Source organism: Modicisalibacter luteus DSM 23508 (assembly GCF_000378505.1).
Classification (GTDB): Bacteria; Pseudomonadota; Gammaproteobacteria; order Pseudomonadales; family Halomonadaceae; genus Modicisalibacter; species Modicisalibacter luteus.
On record NZ_KB900006.1, the window covers coordinates 41,853 to 64,421 of the forward strand.

19 protein-coding genes and 1 other RNA gene are annotated in these 22,569 nt (G+C 59.9%); 9 read left to right on the forward strand and 11 right to left on the reverse strand.

Annotation, left to right across the window (positions count from 1 at the left end):
* The first annotated feature begins 4 nt into the window (after positions 1–4).
* Positions 5–2,065, forward strand: coding sequence for a S9 family peptidase (locus F568_RS0119620; RefSeq protein ID WP_019020475.1), 2,061 nt, complete (start codon positions 5–7; stop codon positions 2,063–2,065).
* 59 nt (positions 2,066–2,124) lie between these two features.
* Here the strand turns inward: F568_RS0119620 and F568_RS0119625 are convergent, their stop codons facing one another.
* The 7 genes from F568_RS0119625 to ffs all read right to left on the reverse strand — a co-directional run bounded on the left by F568_RS0119625 (position 2,125) and on the right by ffs (position 7,263).
* Positions 2,125–2,574, reverse strand: a complete 450-nt coding sequence (locus tag F568_RS0119625) for a YcgN family cysteine cluster protein (protein WP_019020476.1) — start codon at positions 2,572–2,574, stop codon at positions 2,125–2,127.
* Positions 2,574–2,864: a YcgL domain-containing protein gene (locus F568_RS0119630; protein ID WP_019020477.1), complete on the reverse strand. Its 291-nt coding sequence runs from the start codon at positions 2,862–2,864 to the stop codon at positions 2,574–2,576. Before F568_RS0119630 ends, F568_RS0119625 begins: the two co-directional genes overlap by 1 nt.
* A 1-nt stretch (position 2,865) precedes the next feature.
* Positions 2,866–4,011, reverse strand: coding sequence for a ribonuclease D (rnd, locus tag F568_RS0119635; protein ID WP_019020478.1), 1,146 nt, complete (start codon positions 4,009–4,011; stop codon positions 2,866–2,868).
* A gap of 36 nt (positions 4,012–4,047) precedes the next feature.
* Complete coding sequence (gene recR / locus F568_RS0119640) at positions 4,048–4,653, reverse strand: recombination mediator RecR (protein WP_019020479.1); 606 nt, start codon at positions 4,651–4,653, stop codon at positions 4,048–4,050.
* Positions 4,653–4,979: a YbaB/EbfC family nucleoid-associated protein gene (locus F568_RS0119645; RefSeq protein WP_019020480.1), complete on the reverse strand. Its 327-nt coding sequence runs from the start codon at positions 4,977–4,979 to the stop codon at positions 4,653–4,655. Before F568_RS0119645 ends, recR begins: the two co-directional genes overlap by 1 nt.
* 25 nt (positions 4,980–5,004) lie before the next feature.
* Positions 5,005–7,026 (reverse strand): DNA polymerase III subunit gamma/tau, encoded by a 2,022-nt coding sequence (gene dnaX, locus F568_RS0119650; protein ID WP_019020481.1) that lies wholly within the window; start codon positions 7,024–7,026, stop codon positions 5,005–5,007.
* A gap of 140 nt (positions 7,027–7,166) precedes the next feature.
* Positions 7,167–7,263: signal recognition particle sRNA small type (ffs, locus tag F568_RS24585), an RNA gene on the reverse strand.
* Positions 7,264–7,569: 306 nt separating this feature from the next.
* On the opposite strand from ffs, the gene F568_RS0119655 reads away from it, so the two are divergent.
* Positions 7,570–8,793 carry an ATP-grasp domain-containing protein gene (locus tag F568_RS0119655; protein WP_019020482.1) on the forward strand — a complete coding sequence of 408 codons (1,224 nt, stop codon included), beginning with the start codon at positions 7,570–7,572 and terminating at the stop codon, positions 8,791–8,793.
* Between the two features lie 24 nt (positions 8,794–8,817).
* The gene (locus F568_RS0119660) at positions 8,818–10,836 is read left to right on the forward strand and encodes a hypothetical protein (RefSeq protein ID WP_019020483.1); all 2,019 of its coding nucleotides are present in this window, start codon (positions 8,818–8,820) and stop codon (positions 10,834–10,836) included.
* Between the two features lie 82 nt (positions 10,837–10,918).
* Here F568_RS0119660 and F568_RS0119665 read toward each other — a convergent pair whose 3' ends face one another.
* From F568_RS0119665 to F568_RS0119675, 3 genes are read right to left on the reverse strand one after another with little or no spacing between them, the layout of a single operon-like run.
* Positions 10,919–12,442, reverse strand: coding sequence for a tripartite tricarboxylate transporter permease (locus tag F568_RS0119665; protein WP_019020484.1), 1,524 nt, complete (start codon positions 12,440–12,442; stop codon positions 10,919–10,921).
* Positions 12,442–12,894 (reverse strand): tripartite tricarboxylate transporter TctB family protein, encoded by a 453-nt coding sequence (locus tag F568_RS0119670; protein WP_019020485.1) that lies wholly within the window; start codon positions 12,892–12,894, stop codon positions 12,442–12,444. The genes F568_RS0119665 and F568_RS0119670 overlap by 1 nt, the downstream gene beginning before the upstream one ends.
* On the reverse strand, positions 12,894–13,880 hold the full coding sequence (locus F568_RS0119675) for a Bug family tripartite tricarboxylate transporter substrate binding protein (RefSeq protein ID WP_026300668.1): 987 nt from the start codon (positions 13,878–13,880) through the stop codon (positions 12,894–12,896). The genes F568_RS0119670 and F568_RS0119675 overlap by 1 nt, the downstream gene beginning before the upstream one ends.
* A gap of 220 nt (positions 13,881–14,100) precedes the next feature.
* Here F568_RS0119675 and F568_RS0119680 point away from each other — a divergent pair, with 220 nt between their 5' ends.
* From F568_RS0119680 to F568_RS0119700, 5 genes are read left to right on the forward strand one after another with little or no spacing between them, the layout of a single operon-like run.
* Positions 14,101–14,697 carry a helix-turn-helix domain-containing protein gene (locus F568_RS0119680; protein ID WP_019020487.1) on the forward strand — a complete coding sequence of 199 codons (597 nt, stop codon included), beginning with the start codon at positions 14,101–14,103 and terminating at the stop codon, positions 14,695–14,697.
* An 11-nt stretch (positions 14,698–14,708) separates the two neighbouring features.
* The gene (locus F568_RS0119685; RefSeq protein ID WP_019020488.1) at positions 14,709–15,371 is read left to right on the forward strand and encodes a response regulator transcription factor; all 663 of its coding nucleotides are present in this window, start codon (positions 14,709–14,711) and stop codon (positions 15,369–15,371) included.
* Positions 15,368–16,732 carry a sensor histidine kinase gene (locus F568_RS0119690; RefSeq protein WP_019020489.1) on the forward strand — a complete coding sequence of 455 codons (1,365 nt, stop codon included), beginning with the start codon at positions 15,368–15,370 and terminating at the stop codon, positions 16,730–16,732. Before F568_RS0119685 ends, F568_RS0119690 begins: the two co-directional genes overlap by 4 nt.
* Positions 16,729–17,853: an ABC transporter substrate-binding protein gene (locus tag F568_RS0119695; RefSeq protein WP_019020490.1), complete on the forward strand. Its 1,125-nt coding sequence runs from the start codon at positions 16,729–16,731 to the stop codon at positions 17,851–17,853. The genes F568_RS0119690 and F568_RS0119695 overlap by 4 nt, the downstream gene beginning before the upstream one ends.
* Positions 17,850–18,626 (forward strand): TlyA family RNA methyltransferase, encoded by a 777-nt coding sequence (locus tag F568_RS0119700; protein ID WP_019020491.1) that lies wholly within the window; start codon positions 17,850–17,852, stop codon positions 18,624–18,626. Before F568_RS0119695 ends, F568_RS0119700 begins: the two co-directional genes overlap by 4 nt.
* Here F568_RS0119700 and mscK read toward each other — a convergent pair.
* Complete coding sequence (gene mscK / locus F568_RS23400; RefSeq protein WP_040476663.1) at positions 18,623–21,946, reverse strand: mechanosensitive channel MscK; 3,324 nt, start codon at positions 21,944–21,946, stop codon at positions 18,623–18,625. The genes F568_RS0119700 and mscK overlap by 4 nt on opposite strands.
* 146 nt (positions 21,947–22,092) lie before the next feature.
* Here mscK and F568_RS23405 point away from each other — a divergent pair.
* On the forward strand, positions 22,093–22,569 hold a 477-nt coding region (locus tag F568_RS23405), incomplete at its 3' end, for a phospholipase A (protein WP_019020493.1).

Here is a 22,569-nt window from a genome sequence, read left to right on the forward strand (position 1 = left end):
CCCAATGAAAGCACAGCCGCCGATCATTTCGTCGAATCACGAATCTCCTGTAGCTCGCTTCGCGCGTGCCGACGATCCCGACTGGCACTGGCTGGAAAACAGGGACGATCCCGAAGTCAGACGTTTTCTAGAAGCCGCCAACGTAGAGAGCGATCAGGCGCTGAGGCCACTCGAGCCCCTGATGGAAGCGCTTTACCAAGGCCATCTGGCACGTCGCGAACTGGCCGTCGAAGGATTGCGGACGCCACTGGAGCGCTACACCTACTGGAGCGAGACTGCGGCGGATGCCGACTATCCGATCTGGTGGCGTCACCCCAACCAGTCCCCTGACCAGAGGGAGTGCCTGCTCGATCTCGAGCAGCGCTCCAGCGAGCATCACTATCTGGAGCTCGGCGACCTGGCCATTTCACCGGATGAAGGCTGGCTGGCGTGGACCGAAGATCGCCGAGGCGACGAATACTTCGAACTCTATCTGCGTCGTCTGCCCGAGGGCGAGCCGCAGCGAATAATGACCGACATCGGCCCCGATCTGACGTGGGCCGAGGATAACCGCACCCTATTCTTCACGCGTTACGATGCCACACAGCGCCCCTCGAGTGTCTGGCGTTTGACACGAGACGACAGGGATCCCGTGTGTATTTTTGAAGAGGCCGACCCGGAGTTCTGGGTCGGGCTGGGCAAGACTCGCTCGAAAGCCTGGCTGGTTCTCGAGACTGCGTCCAAAGACACCTCGGAATGTCACCTGATCCCAGCGCGTTCGCCAGCCACTTCTCCTCGCTGCATTCGCCCCCGCGAAAGTGGCGTGGAATACAGCATCGAGCACCGGCCTGGGTATTTTTACGTCATCCACAACCGCGCCGCTCCACATTTTCAGCTCGACATCGCCGACGAAGATACGCCCGGTCACTGGCAGCCCTTAATCGATCATCGACACGATCACACCCTGGAGGGCATTGATGCCTTCGACTGGGGCCTGGTCCTCACCGAGCGCGACCACGAACAGGCTCAGGTACTGCTGCGTGTCATCGAGATCGACGACCAGCATGGCATACACGGAGATCGCTATTTGCCGTTGGCCGATACACCGTGCAGCCTGATGCTGGGCGACACACCCGACTTTTCGTCTCGGCGACTGCGTCTTCGCGAAGAGTCATTCACTCTCCCGGTACGCTGGGTCGAACATGACCTGAATAGCGATACACGCAAAGTACTGAAGCGCATGCCGATCCATGGCGACCTCCTTCCCGAAGCACTCGTCTGTCAGCGCATCTGGGCGACATCGCACGATGGCGAGCGCATCCCGGTCTCGGTCGTGGCCCGCGCCGATTTACTAGGCAAGCACCCCTTGCCCACGCTGCTTTACGGTTATGGCGCCTATGGCGAGGTTCTTGACCCCTGGTTTTCAGTGGCGCGTCTCGAGCTACTCAAGCGCGGCATCGCATTTGCCGTCGCCCATGTCCGCGGTGGCGGCGATCGTGGCGAACCTTGGTACCTAGCGGGAAAACTCGAGCACAAGGAGAACAGTTTTCGCGACTTTCTTTCCGCTCGTGACGCCCTGGTCGATACCGGCCTAGCCGACGATCAACGCATTGCTGCTTACGGTGCCAGTGCCGGCGGGCTACTGGTCGGCGCCAGCCTCAACCTCGATCCCCAAGCCTTCTGCGCTGCGATACTTGACGTTCCTTTCGTCGATGTTCTGCGCACCATGGAGAATCCTGACCTGCCGCTGACCACTGCGGAATACACCGAATGGGGCAATCCCGACGAGCCTGCTGCACGTCGCCGCATTCGTGACTATTCCCCACTCGACAACCTGGCAGCCCGCCCCTACCCCAGTGTCTTCCTACAAGGAAGTTGGCATGACTCTCGAGTACCCTACTGGGAGCCCGCCAAGCTTTATGCCCGTCTGACCGAACTAGGAACGGCAAGAGGGCCGGTTCTGCTGCACACTGATATGGCCGCCGGACACGGTGGTGCGTCGGGGCGCTTCAAGGCATGGCGCGATGTCGCCCGTCAGGACGCCTTCGTGCTATGGGCTCTGGGAAAGGCTGAACAGGCACTTTAAAAGTATCGTGAACCACTGGCTCACCCATGCTGAATGGGTGAGCCCCCTCGTGGACTCAGTCAGTCGCCAATAGGCAAGACAGCGATGATATGGTCTTCGAGTTCTTCATCGGGCACGCTTTCTTCGGGAATGGCGAAGCGTGCCACACCGACGCCCGCACGCTGTACGCTACCTGAATCACCTGAAACCAGAGGATGCCAATCCGCCAGCCCACGCCCTTCATGCAGCCGTCGGTAAGCACAGGTCTCAGGGAGCCAGCGAAAGGCCGGCAAATTGTCCAGACTGAGCTTGGTACAGCCCGGTACACGTGCGAAACGGTTTGAATAATCGCTACAGCGACATTGCCGTATATCAAGTAGCCGACACGCCAAGTCAAGGGTTACGATTTCACCGCTATCCTCATCCTCGAGCTTGAGTAGACAGCACTGACCGCAGCCATCACATAGCGCCTCCCACTCACTATCGCTCAGTTCCGTTAAAGAATAACGTTCCCAGAATCGCTCACGCATCAATACTTGGCCTGCGTCGGAGTGCGATACAGATCCAGCAGATAGTCTTCCTTGGCTGGCGGCATTTGCAGGTAAAATCCTTGCTCATCGATTGCTGCAATGACTTTTCTCGCGTCGGCACGTGCCAGCGCCTTATCTTCGGTCAGGATCATGGTCACTACTGACACTGGCCGGCCAAATCGCTCGAGCAACGCCTCCGGCACGTCTTCCAGACCGCGTCGCTTGTCAATGTACAGATACATCTCGTCCTTCAAGGGACTCTTGAAGATTTCACACAGCATCTTGCGCATGTCAGTTCCTTTCGGCCTCAGTGGCCAAGGCGCCCAGCGCCTTCTCGAACGGTTCAACAAGCAGATCGCCCCGCCATCCGTCAGGTAACGGCAGCGGCAGTTGCTCCAGATCAGCCACGACCAAGGCTTCCAGGTCGCGTCGACGCGCCAATAGCTCCGGCGCAACCCCCAGCCGTTCCGCCGCCTCACTGACACAACCCTTGAGCGCCTTGAGACGACGCTTGAACGCTCCCGACATCGGCGAGGGCAAGGCCGCCGGTAACTGTTCCGGCTCGAGATGGATCACATCACGTAAAATGGCCAGCAGCGCGTCACCCTCGCGCTTGATCAGGCTGGGCTTGACGCCTTCGACCTGCGATAACTCATAGCGATTGGCCGGCAAGGCCTCGGCGATGGAAAACAGCACCTTGTCGCTGACCAGCCAGTTGCGGGGCATATCGCGGTGGCGCACTTCCCCCTCTCGCCAGGCCGTCAGCCGCTGATAGGCAGCAATCGAGCGAGGGTCCAGCCGCCACAACTGACGGTGTCGGCGATACCATTCACCGTCGTTCTCGGCGCTACGCTGAGCCTGGCTCACGAGTTCATCGCAATCGGCCTGTAGCCATGCCAGGCGGCCCTTGGTTTCCAACGCCTGACGCTGCAACTGCCAGATCGGCAACAGGTAAACGACATCCAAAGCCGCATAGCGGCATTGGGCCTCGCTCAATGGCCGCTCCAGCCAGTCGGAACGGGTCTCATCCTTCGGCAGCACGTCCCCTGTCCAGTGCTCAACCAAGCGCTGGTATCCCATGGACGGCGTTTCACCCAGCATGCCTTGGGCAAGCTGGGTATCGATTATCGGCTGCACGATGACACCGGACCACTTGGACAGGACTTCCAGATCCTCGCTACAAGCATGCAATAACTTAACCGGCCCTTCCTGACCCAACAGGTGGCGCACGGCATCGCTCGCTTCCAGTGCCTGAGGATCGATCAGGTAGACCTTGCCGCCCCCCGTCAGTTGGATCAGGGCAGGAATTGGATGGAAACTCGACTCGCGAATGAACTCCGTGTCCATGGCCAAGTACGATGCCTTCGCTAGCTCGTCGCAGGCATGGCTCAAGGTGTCGGGGGTATCCACCCACTGTATTTCGGGTTCAACAGGCATCGCGTCATCGTCTGGTTCGGTTCTTGTTGCAGCGCATCAGTCGCCAAGAAACGGCTGGCGCCCATTGAAGGCCCGGCTCAGCGTACCGCCATCGACATACTCCAGCTCACCCCCCATGGGCAAGCCATAGGCCAGTCGTGACAGCCGCAAGCCACGCTCGCGTATCTGCTCAGCAATATAGTGTGCCGTCGCTTCACCTTCGACAGTCGGGTTGGTGGCGAGTATCACTTCTTCGATGCCTCCTTCGTCGAGGCGGGCATCGAGCTGATCGAGCCCGATATCCTCGGGCCCGATTCCATCCAGGGGAGACAAGTGGCCATGCAGAACATAATAGTAACCGCGATACCCACCGGCATCTTCGATGGCCAGCAAGTCGGCTGGCGACTCGACTATACACAGCAACGAGGCGTCACGCCGGGAGCTGCTGCAGATTGAGCACAGCGCTTCCTCGGTCAAGGTGCGGCAACGGCGGCAATAGCCGACACGCTCCAATGCTTGTTCAAGCACGCTGGCTAGCCGGCGCCCACCTTCCCTGTCCCGCTCGAGGAGATGCAGGGCCATACGCTGGGCGGTCTTAGGCCCAACTCCCGGCAACACCCGCAACGATTCGAGCAATCGGTCGACAAGAGGTGAAAAGCTCATTAGAACGGCATCTTGAAACCAGGCGGCAGATTGAGCCCGGCCGTGGCCTCTTCCATCTTGGCCCGTGAACTGGTCTCCACCTTACGCACCGCGTCGTTGACTGCTGCCGCCAGCAGGTCTTCTAGCATTTCCTTGTCTTCGTCCATGATACCAGGGTCGATCTCGACCTTGCTGACATCGTGACGGCCATTCATTACCACCTTGATCATGCCGGCTCCGGCCTCACCCGTCACTTCGGACTGGGCGATCTCCTCCTGCACTTTCTGCATCTTTTCCTGCATTTCCTGGGCCTGCTTCATCAGATTGCCCATTCCGCCCTTGAACATGCTGTCACCTCGTTAGTGTCATGGATCACTCCGCTTGCCCTTGGGGCGAAACGGTCTGTACGAGCAGGCGCGCACCGAAAGCCTGTTCCAGCTGCTGGATATGCGGGTCATCACGCAACGCTTCAACCGCTGCAGCATGACGCTCGGTAGCCTCTCGATCACTGCGCGCCTTGGGGGTCTCGATGCCCTCGGGAAGCTCGGCGGGCTCAATGAGCACGCGTCGCTCCAGACCAGCATTGGCCAGAGCCTGTCGAACCCGCTCGACATGTACCTCGGCATTCATCGCCGCCTGACTCGGCGCCAGGCGCAACTGCAAGACCTGGCCGTCATCATGGTCGACAATGCAGTGCGCTGCCAGATTGCGGGTCAGCCCGGCCAGGCTCAGACGCGGAAACAGGTCGAGCCAAGCGGCATGATCGAGCAACCCCGGTCCGGATAGCTGGGTGACTCCCTGCGGCTTAGAAGCTGTGGACGAAGCAGGTGCGGTGGCCATCGTCGCGGCTTCCGATGAGCCTAATGCCACTTCCGCCGGCGGGGGTGACGGCACAGCTTCCTCGGGAACCGGCGTTACTGGAACCGGTGTTTCTGCGACAGGCGCCGCCTCGGCTACGGCAACCGCTGACTGATCTTCGGCGCTGGGATTGCTCCATTCATGTGATGGAGGGTCTGTTTCGACCTCTTCAGCGTATTCCCACGGTGGAGGTTCCTCAGCACGGCCATCGGACAACTCATCACTCGCAACTGGCTTGCTCTCAGGCACGGGCTGGCGCACTTCCCGAACGCTAGTCTGCGTTGACTCCGATACCGGCGCATCCGGTGTAGCCTGCGAAGGGTCCGGGGCTGCCTGAGCAGGCTGAGAACCCTGGACAGACGGGCGCTCCGCAACGCTGGCACCATCGCGCGGCGGCGTTTCCTGCGGCTGCCCTCGCAGAGGCAATGGCGTCTGGGCTGGCTTGGGTACGCCTTGTGGGCGAAAGGCCAGCATGCGCAGCAACGTCATTTCCAATGCCGTACGCGCATCAGGGGCACTCTCCATATCGGCGCGCCCTTGCAACCCAATCTGGTAGTATAGCTGCACATCCTCGGCCGTGAAACGGGTTGCCAGCGCCAACAACTCGTCCCGGTCACCGTGACCGTTATCGAGAGCCTCTGGCACCATCTGAGCTATGGCCAGACGATGAAATACGCCAGTCAAGTCATCGAGCACGCCGGCAAAGTCCGGCCCTTGCTCGGCCAGGCTCGCGATTTCCGACAACACACGTGCCGCATCGACCTCGGCCAACGCCTCGACCAATGCCAGCATATGGCGATGGTCAAGCGTGCCAAGCATGGCAGCGACGTCGGCGCGTGCAATTTCCCCCTGGCCAAAGGCAATCGCCTGATCGGTGAGACTCATGGCGTCACGCATGGAACCGTCAGCGGCCTTGCCGAGCAACCACAGGGCACTCTCATCGAACGGCACCCCTTCCACCTGGAGCACCTTGGCCAGATGCTCCACGATTCGCTCGGGCGGCATGTTCTTGAGCGTGAACTGCAGACAACGCGACAGCACCGTGACCGGCAGCTTCTGCGGATCGGTGGTCGCCAGCAGGAACTTGACGTGGGGTGGCGGCTCCTCAAGCGTCTTCAGCAGCGCGTTGAAACTATGGGTCGAAAGCATGTGTACCTCATCGATGAGGTACACCTTGTAGCGACCGTGCGTTGGCGCGTACTGCACGTTATCGAGCAGCTCTCGGGTATCTTCGACTTTGGTGCGTGATGCCGCATCGACTTCGATCAGATCGACGAAACGGCCATCGTCGATTTCACGACAGGTGCTGCATTGGCCGCAAGGTGAAGAGGTGACGCCGCTTTCACAGTTGAGGCACTTGGCGAGGATACGCGCCAACGTAGTTTTGCCCACCCCCCGCGTGCCGGTGAACAGATAGGCGTGATGCAACCGCCCCTGGTCAAGCGCATTGACCAGCGCACGTTGTACATGCTCCTGACCGACTAGTTCGTGAAAGGTGCGCGGGCGCCACTTGCGGGCCAGTACCTGATAGCTCATGCGGCAGGAATGTCCTCGGCTCTTGGACCAGGCATGCCAACGGCAGCCCATCAATGATAGTGAACGAAACGCACTATTCTAAACGGCTTGGGGAGAGGCGAAAAGCATGGCCAGGTAGGAAGCGGCCAGAAATGGAGGCGGCCCACCAGCCACATCCCGGCACACGCAGCCACCACTACCGTTGCTCCCTTCCGGGCCTGGCGGGGTTCGCGGTTTAGCGTTGCGGGAGGACCGATGGGCCACCACAAACATGCCTGCACGAAAACGCGTTTCGGCGAGACAAGCCCCACAAGCGCTTGTGCATCAATGCGTTGTGGAACGAGGCAGCACTATACCAGTACAGAGGAGGCGCATCAAGCATCCCTCCCCCCTTCTCGATAAGACAGGCTGTATCCTCGGTAAACATACGAAAAACTGATATTAGATATAAATAACTATAAGTTTGACACTTTATTCATCTTCGCGACTGCTACCCTTATCTTATTATTAAAAAGCACGGAATATTTCTGCTTTTTATAATATTAACTAAACAGGAGCGAACTGATGGACAAGGATCCGAACAAAGGCTACATCGCTATGCTCGGCTGGAGTCTCAACGCCATTGAGGCTCTAGAAAGGTTTGATCGTCGCTACGTCATCGTGGCCCCCGACTGGGCACAGGAATATTGCGAACAACATAATATTCCTTATATTCCTTGGAATTTTGAGCGTCTCAATGACCGTTCAATGGAAATTGCCGAGACGCTAAAGGATATGCAAGTCGACGTTGCCATTCCGCTATTCGAGGAGACCGTAGAGTGGGCCGGCGCCATTAACTCGGTACTCATGGACAATCCACGCCTGTATGGTCAGTCCATCCTGTTCCGCGACAAGGCATTGATGAAACGTCGTGCCCAGTTGGGCGGCATTCGTGTCGGCATCTTTGAGGAAGCTCATGATCGTGAGGATGTGGTGCGTTTCCTCAAACGCGTCAACCAGACCCTGCTCAAACTCGACGGCGATCCTAACGACCCGATTCACCTTAAAGCCTTCGACAAGGCGGGCTGTCTGGGACACCGTGTCATTCGCACCCCCGACGAGATCGACATGATTCCCGAGGAAGAGTTTCCTGTCTTGATGGAGAGTCACCTGGATGGGTGGGAATTCGCCGTCGAGGCTTGGATTCATGACGGCAAGATTCGCTTCCTCAACATTTCCGAGTACGTGACGCTGGGCTATTCGGTATTCGTTCCCGCCACCCCGGAGCTAGAGAAGTACCGTCCGCAGATCACGGCTCAGATCGAAAAGCTGATCAAGACGTTCGATATTCAGTTCGGCTTCATCCATCCTGAATACTTCGTCACTAGCGATGGCGAAATGTACTTCGGCGAAGTCGCCTACCGGCCACCTGGATTCAAGGTCTTCGAACTCCTCGAGCGTGCCTATGGCTTCAACGCCTACCAGGCGATGGTATTGATGTTCGATCCCAAGACTACCGAGGAGGAGATCACCGCCTTCTTCCCGCGCGAAGTGGTCGATGCCAAGGGCTATGCAGGATGCTTCGGGGTCTACCCTCGGCGGCGTGTCGTCAGCCGACTGGAAATTCCCGAGGAAACCGAGCAGCACGAGTATTTCGAATCCCACGAACTCACCACCCCCCTCGAGGAAACCGTCACCAAACGTACGGCCTTCGGAACACACTGGGGTCTGATATATTTCTTCGGTGACGAGCCGCACAAGATGCGCGATCTCCTCAAGCGTCAGGAAGAACTTGATTTCTATGTCTGACCATTGGTGAAAAAAGGAACCTGTTTGACTACCGAAGACCGTACCGACAGTGGGGGCGAGCTGCCCCCACTACTGGCCAAGCTGGACGATGCTGCACAAGCCCTGGCCCAGACCAGCTCATTCGCCAAGTCGCTCAAGAGCGGGCGTGTCCTGCACGCAGCAAGGCGTGTGGTTATGGTCGAAGGTGGCTGCGAGGCTCTAGAAAGCCGCATGCCCTCGCTGGAAAGCGCCGGAATTTTCGAAGGTTCGGATTGGTCGCAGCCGCAAATTCTTTTGCCTGCCTTGGCCAAATACTCCCTTACAGCACCTGCGACCGAAACTGTCATGCTGGAAGCCTTGAGCGAACTGCGAATGCTGGCTGTCGCTCGGGGCAACTACATTCACCCCTCGATTTCACAACAGCAGGCCCACCATCACCTGACCCAGGTTCTTGCGCTTAACCTGGACCTTCTTTTCATGCCGCCCAGCGAGGCTGAGCGGACGCGCCAGGGCAGCCTGGCACTGCTGACTCGACGCTTGTTCCAGTATCTAGCCGATGGCATCGGCTACGAACACATCGTCGACAAGCTGATCGACGAGATCTGGCGCATCCTTGAGCAGCGTCCCATCCAGGTGGATGCCGTAAAGCAAATGATCCTGCAAATTGCCGCCTGCCAGGCTAACCCTGCCATCGAACTGGGTAGCAGTGGACAAGGAGCGGATCGCTTAATCAGCAGCCTGTTCGGGACAACCAACGGCTGTCGGGAGGATCCGGGGCTCGATACCTACCAGCAACGCCTCGAATCGATGGACAACGCGGCCCTGCAATACGAGGCCACCGGCTTTGCCCGGGCAATGCATGATACCGGCCTGGTCTCCCCCTATCACTCGCAGTTGATGCGTTTCTTGCTTGAACGGGGCGATCATTTGTTGAGCGAGGCCATGGGGCTCTCCAGCACCGGACGCGACTGCCTGCTGTGCTACCGGGAACTGGTACATGCCATGATCGACCTTGCCGTGCACCCACAGTCGCCACAGGCCATCTATGGCCTCGCTCTGTTGCTTGAGCGAGGCATTCTCTACCAGCCTCCGGTCGCTCCCGCTCTGTGGCGCCAAGTCGCTCTGCCGCTATCCCCTTATTCGCAGCAACGCCTACATATCGCGTTCGGTGATACGCTCTCCCCTGCCGCTCGCCTCATGGAAGGCGTTCTGTGCATGCTCGGCCAGCCATTGGGTGTCGGCCAAGGCAACAACCCAACCTGCCAGTCAGCACGTGCATTGTCGATGTGGGCCTACAACGACCCCGACTATCTGCTGCAGATGGTGGCCTGGGCTGCACGAGACGATGAAATCATCATGCATTTCGAAGGTCAGCCAGTCTCATCACGGGAAAACCCCGATGGTGTCGCCAAGCAGCTACCTATCGATCTGGACCCAGTATCCCTGTTGGTGGTGCCACACCTAGATCGCATCTATGCGGAAATGGGCCGGCGCTGTATCGGACGGGACGAGGATCCCCATCGCTGGATCAACCCGGAGTTCCATGGCTGGTGGGCCGGGCGCGGCTTCCGCATCGCCGTTGATATCGCCACCGGGCAATTGCATGGCCTCGATGACTTCCTGCGCTACTTTTATGCCAGTTATCATCCTTTCTATAACGGCAATCAGCCGTTGATTCACCCACAACCGGCGGGCATCGCCATCACCGACAGCGCCGCCCGCTTTATCGGCTGGCATGCCATCACGCTGCTACGAGTCAGCCTTGACCCCCAGCAGGTCATGCGGATGTATTTCTTCAACCCCAATAACGACAGCGGTCAGGATTGGGGGGATGGGGTCGTCGTCAGCACCTCAGGCAATGGAGAACGTTTCGGCGAAGCTTCACTCCCCTTTGAGGACTTCGCTTCGCGCCTGTACATTTTCCACTATGATCCACTCGAACCCGGTACGCCCACGAACATCGACCCCCAAAGCATCGAGACCGTAATTGGCAAGATCCAGCGAAGCTGGGGCGCCGACCGTCAACCACCCGGTGGATTGCAGGCAAGCACAGGCGAGACTTGAGTCCCTAAACGTGAATCCCCCGATAGCTTGCGCTACCGGGGGATTCGCCTCGCAGGCCAGGCTAGCCGGCTCGACTACCGACTCAGTCTGTCTGGTTGCCGTGCCCGGCCGCCGCCTGCATGCGACGACGCAGGATCGGCCCGACGATGACCGGCAGGATCAATCCGACGATCGCCACGACCCACAGCCCGATGGCCAGACCGCTGTCCCACAGCGCCGTCCAGTCGCCATCGGCGATGTCCAGCGTGTGACGCAGGTTCTTCTCCATCTCCGGCCCCAGCAGCAACCCGAGGATGATCGGCACCAGCGGAATCTCCAGCTTGCGCAGGAAGTAGCCGAGTACCCCGAAGGCCACCATGAAGTACAGGTCGAACGCCGAGTTGCTGATCGAGTAGATGCCCACGAAGGCCACCATGGTCACGATCGGCAGCAGGTACATCGGCGGTACCGACAGCAGCTTGACGAAGATGCCCACCATCGGAATGTTGAGCAACAGCAGCAGGAAGTTGCCGATCAGCAGCGCCGCGATCACGCCCCAGACGATGTCGGCGTTCTGGGTGAACATCAACGGCCCGGGGGTAATGTTCATCGAGATCAGCAGTGCCAGCAGGACGGCAGTGGTGCCACTACCCGGCACGCCGAGGGTCAGCATGGGCACCAATGCCCCGGAAGACGCCCCGTTGTTACCGGCCTCGGGCGCCGCCACGCCGCGCGGGTCGCCTTCACCGAAGCTGCCCTTCTTGCCGAGGATCTTCTTCTCCAGCGTGTAGCTGATGAAGCTGCCCAGCGAGGCCCCGGCCCCCGGCAGCACCCCGGCGATGAAGCCGAGAACCCCACCACGGATGCTGGTCGGCATGATCGCGAGGACCTCCCGCCAGGAGAGCTTGAGCTTGTTGACGATCATCGGGCCCTTGCCGCCGCCAGCGCGGTCCTCGATGAAGAACAGCAGCTCGGAGATCGCGAACAGACCGACGATGGCGATAATGAAATCGATGCCTTCGTAGAGATGCAGCGAGCCGAAGGTGTAGCGCTGCGTGCCGGTGGAATCGATGCCCACAGTGGCGATCATCAGGCCAATCGCGGCGGCCAGAATGGTCTTGACCGGGTTCTTGCCAGTGATGCCGCCCAGCGTGGCAAAGGCCAGCACAAACAGCGCGAAATACTCCGCCGCCCCGAAGGTCAGCGCGAACCTGGCCAGCAGCGGCGCCAGCATGATCAGGCCGACCGTGGCGATCAGGCTGCCCATGAACGAAGCGATCGCCGAAATCGCCAGCGCTTCGGCCGCCTTGCCCTTCTGGGCCATCGGGTAGCCGTCGAGGCAGGTCATCATCGCCGGCTCGTCACCGGGGATATTCAGAAGAATCGAGGAGATACGCCCGCCGTACATCGCCCCGGCGTATACCGCCGTGAGCATGATCAGCGCCGTTTCCGGCTTCAGCCCCAGGGTGAAGGCCAGCGGAATCAGAATGGCGACCCCGTTGGCCGGCCCGAGACCGGGCAATGCGCCGATCAGGGTACCCAGGAAGGCCCCCATCAGCGCGAACATCAGGTTGTGCGGCTGCAGGGCAACGCCGAACCCGTCCATCAGATACCCGAGGGTTTCCATCAACTTCCCTCCAGCACGCTAAGCACACCCAGTGGCAACGCCAGATCGAGTGCGTAGGTAAACAGTAGAAAGACCACGACACCCGCCACGCCCCCGGTGACAAACGCACGCACCGGTGCGGCGCCCATGCGCCAGCACAGCGTCCCCACCGCCAGCAGGGTGGACACGATGAAGCCGAGCGGCTCCAGCAGCAGCGTGTAGGCAATCAGCACCAGCACGGCGATGACCAGTTCCAGGACGATGCGCCCCTTGGGCCAGGCATTGTCGGGGTCCGGCTTGACGATCAGGTAGAGGCTGGACAGCGCCAGCACTACCGCGATTACCTTGGGAAAGGTTTCGGGGCCGACCGACTCGGCCCCACCGAATGGCTCCGGGAACTGCGTGGCGCCCCAGCCGTACGCGACGGCCAGGACGAGCATCAGTATTCCGAAGATGCGGTCGTTAAGTGTCATTACTTGATCAACCCGATTTCTTTGGAAAGCGACTCAATATCGTTGATCTGATTCTTGACGAAATCTTCGAACTCGGCACCGGTAGCGTGGAACGGCATCAGGCCATTGTTCTGCATGACGTTCTTCCACTCTTCGCTCTGGTAGACGGTGTCCATCGCGTTGATCCAGTACTGCTTGGCATCATCCGAGATATCCGCCGGCATGTAGAAGCCGCGCCAGTTCGGACCGACAGCATCGATCCCCTGCTCCTTGGCAGTCGGGATATCACTGAAGTCGCCAGGCAGGCGCTCATCGGCGAGGACGGCCAGGACGCGCAGGTCACCGGACTCCATGAAACCCTGGGCTTCCGTGATGTCGCCAGTGAAAGCATCGACGTGACCGCCGACCACCTGAGTCATGGCCTCACCGCCGTTGTTGTACGACAGGTAGGGAATGCGCGGCAGACTATCGACACCAGCGGACTTGGCAGCAATCAATACTTTCAGGTGATCCCAGCCACCCTTGGCGCTACCCCCGGCGAACTTGACGCTACGCGGGTCTTCCTTCAGCGCGTTCATCAGCGACGGTAGATCCTGGTACTTGGAATCCTTGGATACGGCAATGACGCCATAATCTGCACCCAGCGCACCGATCCAGTTGACCATGTCGGCATCCAGGCCCTGGAACTGACCCTGGGCAAGGCGTGTAGTGGTCGCGGTAGACGCTGCGACCAGCAACTTCTCGTTACCGGCTCGCTTGCTGACGGTGTGAGCGTAGGCAACACCGCCACCGGCACCGGCCATGTTGATGGTCTGGACACTGGCCGGTACCAGGTCGAGCTCTTCCAGTACATTACCCACACTCCGGCAGGTGAAGTCCCAACCGCCGCCTGGATCTGACGGAGCGATACATTCCACCTTGCCTGTTGGCTCGAAAGCCATGGCCATGCTGGTGCCGAGCGTTAAGGTCGCTGCGGCCAAAAATTTGAGTGGCGTTTTCATTGACATTGTCGTTCCCCAATCTGCGAAGTGTGTTGCAACGAACGATGACAAGACGCTTGGCTTGCCAGGAACTGACAGCAACCTTACAATTCTGTAAGGCAGAACTCCGTTCCCTGGAGTGGAAAGCTAGGGACATTGCCTACCGGCGTCAACGCTTAACAGGCCTGCTTAGACCAAAGTTGAACAAGGTTATCGTTCCGTCTTTTTTGTCACTGAGGCCCTAAAAATGGCACAGGATCGCGTGGAATCCGTAGAGCGCGCCCTAACCGTTCTCGATGTCTTCGACTCGACTCAGGATCGCTTCACGCTTGCTGAACTGGCCAGTGCGACGGGCTACTACAAGAGCACCTTGCTGCGTTTGCTGAGTTCGCTGGAGCGCTTCGATTATGTGCAACGTGGCCAGGACGGCTGCTATCGGCTGGGACACGCTCCGGTGCGACTGGCTCGCCGCCACCTGCCCACTCGTCAACTCGAGGCCTGGATACAGCCGATACTCGAGTCGCTCGCACAGGCCAGCGGAGAAACCGCTGCGCTCGTCGAGGTCACAGGCAGCCATGCCGAATGCCGGCTAGCCTCGGTTTCCGACAGCCCGCTGCGTCATGAATTGCGCCCCGGCCAACGTTGGCGTGTTGAGCATGAGGTCTCTCCTGCCTGGGACTTCCCGGGTGGTATCATGGTTTGTCGTCAAATAACCCATGCCGAAGAGATGCCGCCGCTCTGGCTGACCCTCTCGGGGCCGAGCAGCCGGCTCACGCCCGCCCTGGCCGACAGGCACCTGAATGTTGCCCTGGCCGAGTTGAAACGGCGCCCGGCCGAGCGCTAAGCGAGGTTCCCATGCAACTGCTACTCGTCGAGGACGATGCACTGCTTGCCGAAACGCTATCCGACGTCCTGCGACTGGATAGTCATCACGTCACGGCGATCGCCGAGGGCAACGAGGCACGCCGCCTATTGTCCTTTCCGGGTCATGGCCAGGATCTCGTTCTGCTCGACCTCAATCTACCGGGGTGCAACGGCCTAGAGGTTCTCGCGGCTCTACGCCAGCACGACAAGGAAACGCCTGTACTGATTCTGACCGCCCGTGGCGCTATAGAGGACCGGGTCCATGGCCTAGATCTCGGCGCAGACGACTATCTGGCCAAACCGTTTGCGCTGGACGAACTCGAAGCACGCGTGCGGGCCCTGCTCCGTCGCCATGCCCGAAGTACGGCCCTGCAAGTCGGTAGTCTCGATTTCGATAGCTTGACCCAATGCTTTACCCTGAATGGCGAGAGGCTCAATCTGCCGCCCCGAGAACAGCGACTGCTCGGCTACCTGATGCGCCACGCTGGCGAGCCCGTCGACAAGGCACGTCTCGCGGAGGAGGCCTTTGCCGGCGAAGCCATGGGCGGCAACGCCATCGAGGTTTACGTACACCGGCTACGCCGCCGCCTTAGCGGCAGTGGCGTCGAAGTGCGCACGATTCGTGGCTTGGGTTATTTGCTGGAGTCGGTGTGAGCGCCCAGGACAGTCTCTATCGACGCTTGTTGGTGTGGTTGCTCCTGCCATTGCTAGGCTTGGGCGCCTTGATGTTGTTTCAAGCTTACTTGGGCGCCCGCGATACCGCCGACCGTGCGTTCGATCGACTGTTGGAAGCCTCGTCGCTAGCGATCGCGGAACAGGTCAAATGGCAGGACGAAAGCCTATGGCTCGACCTAGCACCTGCCGCACTGGAAATGCTGGCAACCGACGCTGAAGAGCGAGTCTTCTACGCACTCTACAACGCCCAAGGTGAGTTCATTACCGGTAACGCCAACCTACCCGGCCTGAGCGCCAGCGACGAGCAATCGCTGTATTACGACAACGTGACCTGGAATGGCCAGCACTTGCGCGTAGGGGTTCGGGAAGCCCGCCTAGAAGACTGGAGCCAGCGGGAGCGCTTCGAGGTTCGCGTCGCACACACCCGTGAAGGCCGCGAACGCCTCACTCAAGACCTCTTTCAAGGCAGCCTGGTACGGGTTGCAATCATGGCGCTGCTGGCCGCATGCACACTCGTGCTGACCATTCGCTTTGCCTTGTCGCCCCTGACCCGGCTGCGTCGCGCCATTCGCGAGCGTGACCCTCGCACACTGGCACCGCTGGAACTCGACCTGCCTCGTGAACTCGCCGAGCTGCGCGAGACGCTGAACGAGCTCCTGGCGCGCATGCGCCGAGTGCGTGCCAACCAGGAGCGGTTCATCGGGGATGCCTCGCACCAGTTGCGCACACCGCTAGCCGGCCTTTCGGCTCGCGCCGAACTCGCCTTGCGCCAGGAAAATCCCTCCCTCTGGCGCGATGCTCTGAAGGCCATGCAGGCCACCAGCGCCAGCACGGCTCGCCTGGCAGTACAGCTGCTATCGATGACACGACTCAACAATCCCGAGACCAGCCCCGAGCTTGTCCCGCTGGACCTGAACCAAGTGGCCCGTACCGCTACGCTTGGGGCTCTGGGCGCCTGCCACCGCGACGGCATCGACCTCGGCGTGGAAGCGCCCGAAGAGGAAACCCTGATCCATGGTGTTAGCTGGCAACTGGAAGAGTGCCTGGTCAATTTGATCGACAATGCACGCCGCTATGGTGCCCGCCGAATCACCGTGCGCGTGCTGACCGAACCTCCCACGCTGGAAGTGGAGGATGATGGACCCGGTATTCCTGCCGAGTTACGGTTAATGGTGCTTCGGCCTTTTTTCCGCGGTAGCGACACGGGCGAAGGTTCTGGTCTCGGCCTGGCCATCGTCGACAGCATCGCCCGTGCTCACCATGCCCGTCTGACCCTGCACGATGCCAGTGACGGCCACGGACTGCGCGTGTCAATGCGCTTCACGGGGGATCGTTCATGATGCTACGACTCCTGCTTGCACTGAGCGTCATGCTGGGACTCGAGCTCTCCCCCCTTCATGCGGCCCAGGCGGCTCAACTGCTGCACTACCCCGCCCAGCAAGGTACCGTCGACAACTCCCAGCTGGATATCTCGGGAGCGGTGGATACGCCGCTCATCGCGCCCGTACTGGAAGACTTCCATCGATTGAATCCAGACATTGCCCTTACCTACCGCAACCTCACCACCTTGGAGGTCTATCGGACCTTTATCGACGGCAACGAAAACCCCCAGTCCGACGTTGTCATGTCGTCTGCCATGCCTTGGCAATACCAACTGGCCAACAACGGTTACGCTCGCCCTCTCGAACTGGACAACGCCGAACGCTGGCCGACCTGGGCCCGCTGGCGTCAGGAATTGTTCGGCATCACCTTCGAGCCGGTGGTCATCGTCTATCGCAAGGCGTTGGCCGACCACTATGGAAAAATCAATAGCCATGCCGAGCTGTTGTCGCTGCTCGAGCGCGAACGCGAGGCTCTGAGAGGCCGCGTAGTGACCTATGATCCGGCCCGTAGCGGCGCCGGCTACACCTATGCGGTCGAAGAAGCACGCCTGTCACCCCGTTACTGGGAGCTGGTTGCCGCCCTGGGCGGCGTCGAAGCCGACCTGGTGGGAACAACGCAGGAGATGCTCGATGGCCTGGCCGAGGGCCGCTACCTGATCGGCTACAACCTGCTGGGCAGCTACGCTCACGGCTTCGCCGAGGAACACCCGGAACTGGAAATCGTCATACCGAGCGATTACGCCCTGGTCATGCAGCGTCTGGCGTTCCTGCCACGCTCGGCAGACAACCCCGAGGCAGCACGGCGTTTCTTCGACTACCTGCTAAGTGAACATGGCCAGCGCGTAATCAGCGAACAGACACCGCTCGGTGCCGTTCACCCGGCCCTGGAGGGGCCCGGCAGTGCCAGCGCGCTGCGTGCTCAGCTAGGTGAGGCGCTACGCCCGATACGCCTTGGGCCAGGATTACTGGCGACACTCGATAAGCTCAAGCGAGAAGCGCTACTGGCCCGCTGGAACCGCGAGTTCCACCGCCCCTCGACACCAGCCGATACACCCCTATCAGAAGAGACAGCGCCATGATGCGACTCGACCAGTTGCTGGTCGCGCAGGGCCTGGTGCGTTCACGCACCCGAGCCCAGCGTCTCATCCGCCATGGCCGGGTTAGCCTGGCCGATGCCCCCACCCGCAAGCTGACCAAGCCAGGAGAAAAAGTGCCCGATGATGCGCTGCTTATCGTCGCCGACGATGCCGAGGAGCGCTACGTATCGCGGGCAGGCCTCAAGCTGGAAGCGTTGCTCGAGTCCCTCCAGTTGCGGCTGGACAACCGGTTGGTCCTCGACGTCGGGCAGTCTACCGGGGGCTTCACCGATTGTGCTCTACGTTACGGCGCCGTCCATGTCATCGGCGTCGAAGTCGGCCATGGCCAACTGGATGCCGAGCTTCGCCAGGACCCGCGCGTTACCTGCCTGGAAGGGCTCAATGCGCGCGCCATGGCCGATGATCCGCATCTGCAGGCCGCGCTCGGCGCCCAGAAGCCAAACCAGATCTCGGTCGCCGTCATGGACGTCTCGTTCATTTCCCAAACCCTGATCCTGCCCGAACTGGGCCGCCTGCTAATGCCCGGTACCGAGCTGCTAACCCTGGTCAAGCCCCAGTTCGAGGTGGGGCCTGGCAAGGTGGACCCGCGAGGGATCGTCAGCGACCCAACGCTTTACAGCGAGGTGGAGCGGCGTATACGCGCATGCTGTGCCGAGCATGGCTTCGAGATTCTAGCCTGGCGAGACAGTCCAATCCTGGGCGGCGATGGTAACCGCGAATTCCTGCTCTATGCGCGAAAGGGTCCGGGCGGCTAGCTAGCGCCGCCCATCGGTTTCCCCTCGGGCTGCGACAGTACCTTCGCCGCCTGGCCATCGGCATTGTGTAGCCAGACATCCATCTGATTGAAGGCAATGCGAATGCCGTGTTCGCGAAACAGCACATCGAGCCGCCGGTTGATTTCATCAGCGGCATACAACCGGTCGAGCAAATCGTTGACGAAGATGCGCAGCTCGAAGTTGAAGGCGGTCGCCCCATAGCTAGTGCAGAAAACCTGTGGCTCAGGATCCTTGAGCACCCGCGGGTTATTCACCGCCGCATCACGCAACAATCGATGCACGGTATCCAGATCGGAGCCATGGGCCACACCGTAATTGAGTACGACGCGAGTGATATTGTCAGATAGCGACCAGTTGATGAGCTGATCCGTCACAAAGGTTTTATTGGGGATGATGATTTCCTTGCGATCGAAGTCGGTCACGGTCGTGGCACGAATGCGGATACGGCTGACAGTACCGTGCAGATTGCCTAGCGTGATGGTGTCACCAATGCGTATCGGACGCTCGAACAGGATAATCAGGCCAGAAATGAAATTGGCAAAAATTTCCTGCAGGCCGAACCCCAGCCCCACCCCCAGAGCCGCGACGAGCCATTGCAACTTGCCCCACGACACCCCCATCGTGCCCAGCGACACCACGATGCCAACGCCCACGATGGTGTACGACAGCAACGAGGAAATAGCATAGGCACTGCCCTGCTTGAGCGACAGCCTTGACAGGACCATGACCTCGAGTAGCCCCGGCAGGTTGCGAGCCATGACGAACGTCAGCACCACAATGGCCAACCCCGTCATGAGATCAGCAACAGTAATCGGTGCCTGGGTCAGGCTCTCGCCCTCACCCCGCGTGATCGACCATACCCTCACGTTATCGAGGTAAGACAGTACCGCCAGCAAGTCTGCCCATACCAGGTACAGAACCAGCGAGAACCCCAGAAACAGGATCAACTTGGACAGGCGCAGCGATTGCTGGTTGACCTGATCGAGGTCCAGCGGAGGTTCTTCTACAACTTCAAGCCCGCCTTCCGCGCCCTCCTGCACCTGCGCTCGGCGTCGTGCCACAGCACGCCGATAGGCCAGGCGCCGCGCCGCCACTGCCAGGCCGCGCACGACCGCGGCCTCGATAAGTATCCAAGAGCCAAAAATATAGAGGCTGATCACGAAACGGTTGATCAGTTGCAAGGCGGTATATTCATAGCCCATCACAATCAGCACACACAGCGTGAGCGTCGCAGCCGATAAGGTCAGTCCCAGGGCCAGGCGGAAGGGATTGGTTCCGAAATGCGGAATATGCGCCATGATCAAGCGAGCAATAAGCACACTCATCGCCAGCAGGCCACCCAGCAACAGCAGTAGCGAAAGCGGGCGCTCAGCCAGAGAGGCCTCGTCTCCACGCGCGATGGTGCCGATCAGGAGGATAGGTATCAGTGCGACCCCCAGCCACCAAAGCAGGTGACGTAACCGCGATGCGTAGGCTGTCGGCCAATGGAAATGGCGGATTGCCACACCATCAGGTACCAACAGGCGCCGGGCCAACGCCACCACGCCCCAGGCGAGCGCCAGCTGAAGCAGTGCCCCGCCGAAGGTGGCCACGAGCCCCTGCCACCCTGTAGACAAGGCCACTCCCACCGCCGCTAGCGTCAATGGCCCGGGCGCTGCCAGTAGCGCATTGAGCAGGATGGCACGAGGGGTATGCATCTGGGTATCGCGCTTGAGCCGCCCGATCTGTTCATGAAGAGTGAGCAAATGCGCCTTGATGCGCCAGCGTCGTAATAGCAACAACGCAGCCAGCAACAACGGCACCAGCGCCCAGAGTGCTGCAGGTCGTGGTGTCTGACCCAGCCCCGTGACGATTCGCCGCCATTCACCCTCGGCAAGTTGTGCCATGGTCAACGCGGGCAATTGGCGTAACCACGTCAGGTCCAGCAAACGCCGGTTGGCGACCCAGAACAGTTGCTCTTCAATCGTGGCGCGCAGGCTCTTGCTGATATCCAGAAGTTGCTGCTGGTTGAGCTGAAGATCGATGGCGGTCGTGAGAAGCTCACCATACTCCTGCTCAAGCTGATCCACCTGCTCACGACGTGAACGGTACAGGCGGGTTAGCGAATCGACCAATGCCGGCGTCGCTTCGACACCAGCCTCGGCAAGCCGGGCTTGGGCCAATTGCTCGATATCGCGCAGGTCTTCCCGCTGACGCCCCAGATCGAACTGCTTGAGGCGAATATCGGCAATTTCTTCCTGCAACCCTTTGACAGCATCGACCTTGGGCAAGGCACTGCGCTGCTCGCGAAGTATCCGCGACAGCAACAAACTGCCACGTATCGCCTCGATTTGCTCGTTGAGAGTACGCTGGACCTGGCGCACCCGATCCAACTGCGTGCGCACCTTGATCCCCTCGCGCTCCAAGGTGTTGTTACGATCAATGATCCGTAACAGCTCCGAGTTCAGGTCGCGATTGAGGGTTTGTGCACGAGCCACCACCGGATGACCAGCCGCCACGGGATCATGGCGCGCCGAGTCATTGACGGCATTTTCGAGTTTTTCGCGACGTTTCTGATCGAGCACCGCCTGCATCAGGGTCAAACGATCCTGGACATTATCGATCCGGCTGTTCAGGACGTCGCGTTCCAGCTTCGCCAGCTCGTACAAACGGGTATTGGTCGCCAACTGGCGGCGTTTCAGGGCCAGCCGGCTCTCGGCCAGTTGCAGTTCGCTGAGCAACTTCCAATACGCCGGATCATCCTTGGCGCCTGTATGATCGTCCAGACTTGAGCGCAGTGCCTCGATGCGCTTCAGCGCTTCCGTAATATCCGCCTGAGCCCGCTCGGGCAACGTTTGCGCTTCGATCAATTGCGAGTTGGTCGCTGCCAGGCGGTCTTGAAGCGACTTCAACTCGTTGAGGGCTTCGGTCACCCGCTCCTCGAGTTCATCCTGGCCGATTTTCTCAAGCGTCGTTGCGCTGGGGATCTCGTCGCGTTCAACATACTGGCGAGCCTGACGTTCAAGGCGCTGCATTTCCTCGGGGGCTTGTTCGAGTCGCTTTTCCAACTCGCTACGCTGTTTTTCGATCGTGGCCAGATTCCCGACCGCCTCGAGAGTGGCCCGTAACGCATCGATTTCCTCTTTCTGGCTAGTATCGGGCTTCTCGATAGACGTCAACGTTTCCAGGCGCTGACTGAGCACGTCCTTTTCAGGCAACGATTCCTGTGCCAAGGTGGGCATAGCGACTGCCATTAGCCACAGCCACACCAACGTTATTACCAACCACCCGGTATTCCCTGTTCGCGCCACTACCACCATCCTCGTATCGATCGCTTACCCAGCGCCATTTCGTCGCGCATTGTGTGCCCGACCCGGCGCGTTGGCAATCTTCCCCCTGAGACGATTTGACTTAGCTGGACGGCATGGTAGAAAGACACGTTTGCTGCCTTCTATAGGATACTGATATGGCATGGCCCGCCCCCTTGCGTGTGATGCGTCTAAGTCTCTGCTCATTGGCGCTGGTCGCCGCCCAGGCCCAGGCCCAGGAGGACACTTCCGGCCTGACCGCCCGTGACGAGGCGGCGCAGTCAGCCGTAGAGCAGGCCGACACCCGGCGTGAGTTGGAACGAGATTCGGAAAGCAATCCCTTGGCGATAACGGTATATCGTCGCAACTACCTGTTGCCCTGGTCATATAATACCAACCCCAACCAAGCGGATTTCGACGGCATCAGCGATGACAGCGATGCTGACAAGGCCGAACTCAAGTTTCAGATCAGCCTCAAGGTCAAGGTCTTCGACGATCTGGTGGGCAACAACGGCGATCTATATTTCGCCTATACCCAGCGCAGTTGGTGGCAAGCTTACAACTCCGAAGCGTCATCACCTTTTCGCGAGACCAACTATGAGCCCGAAGCCTTCCTCAGCTTCGACAACCGTTTA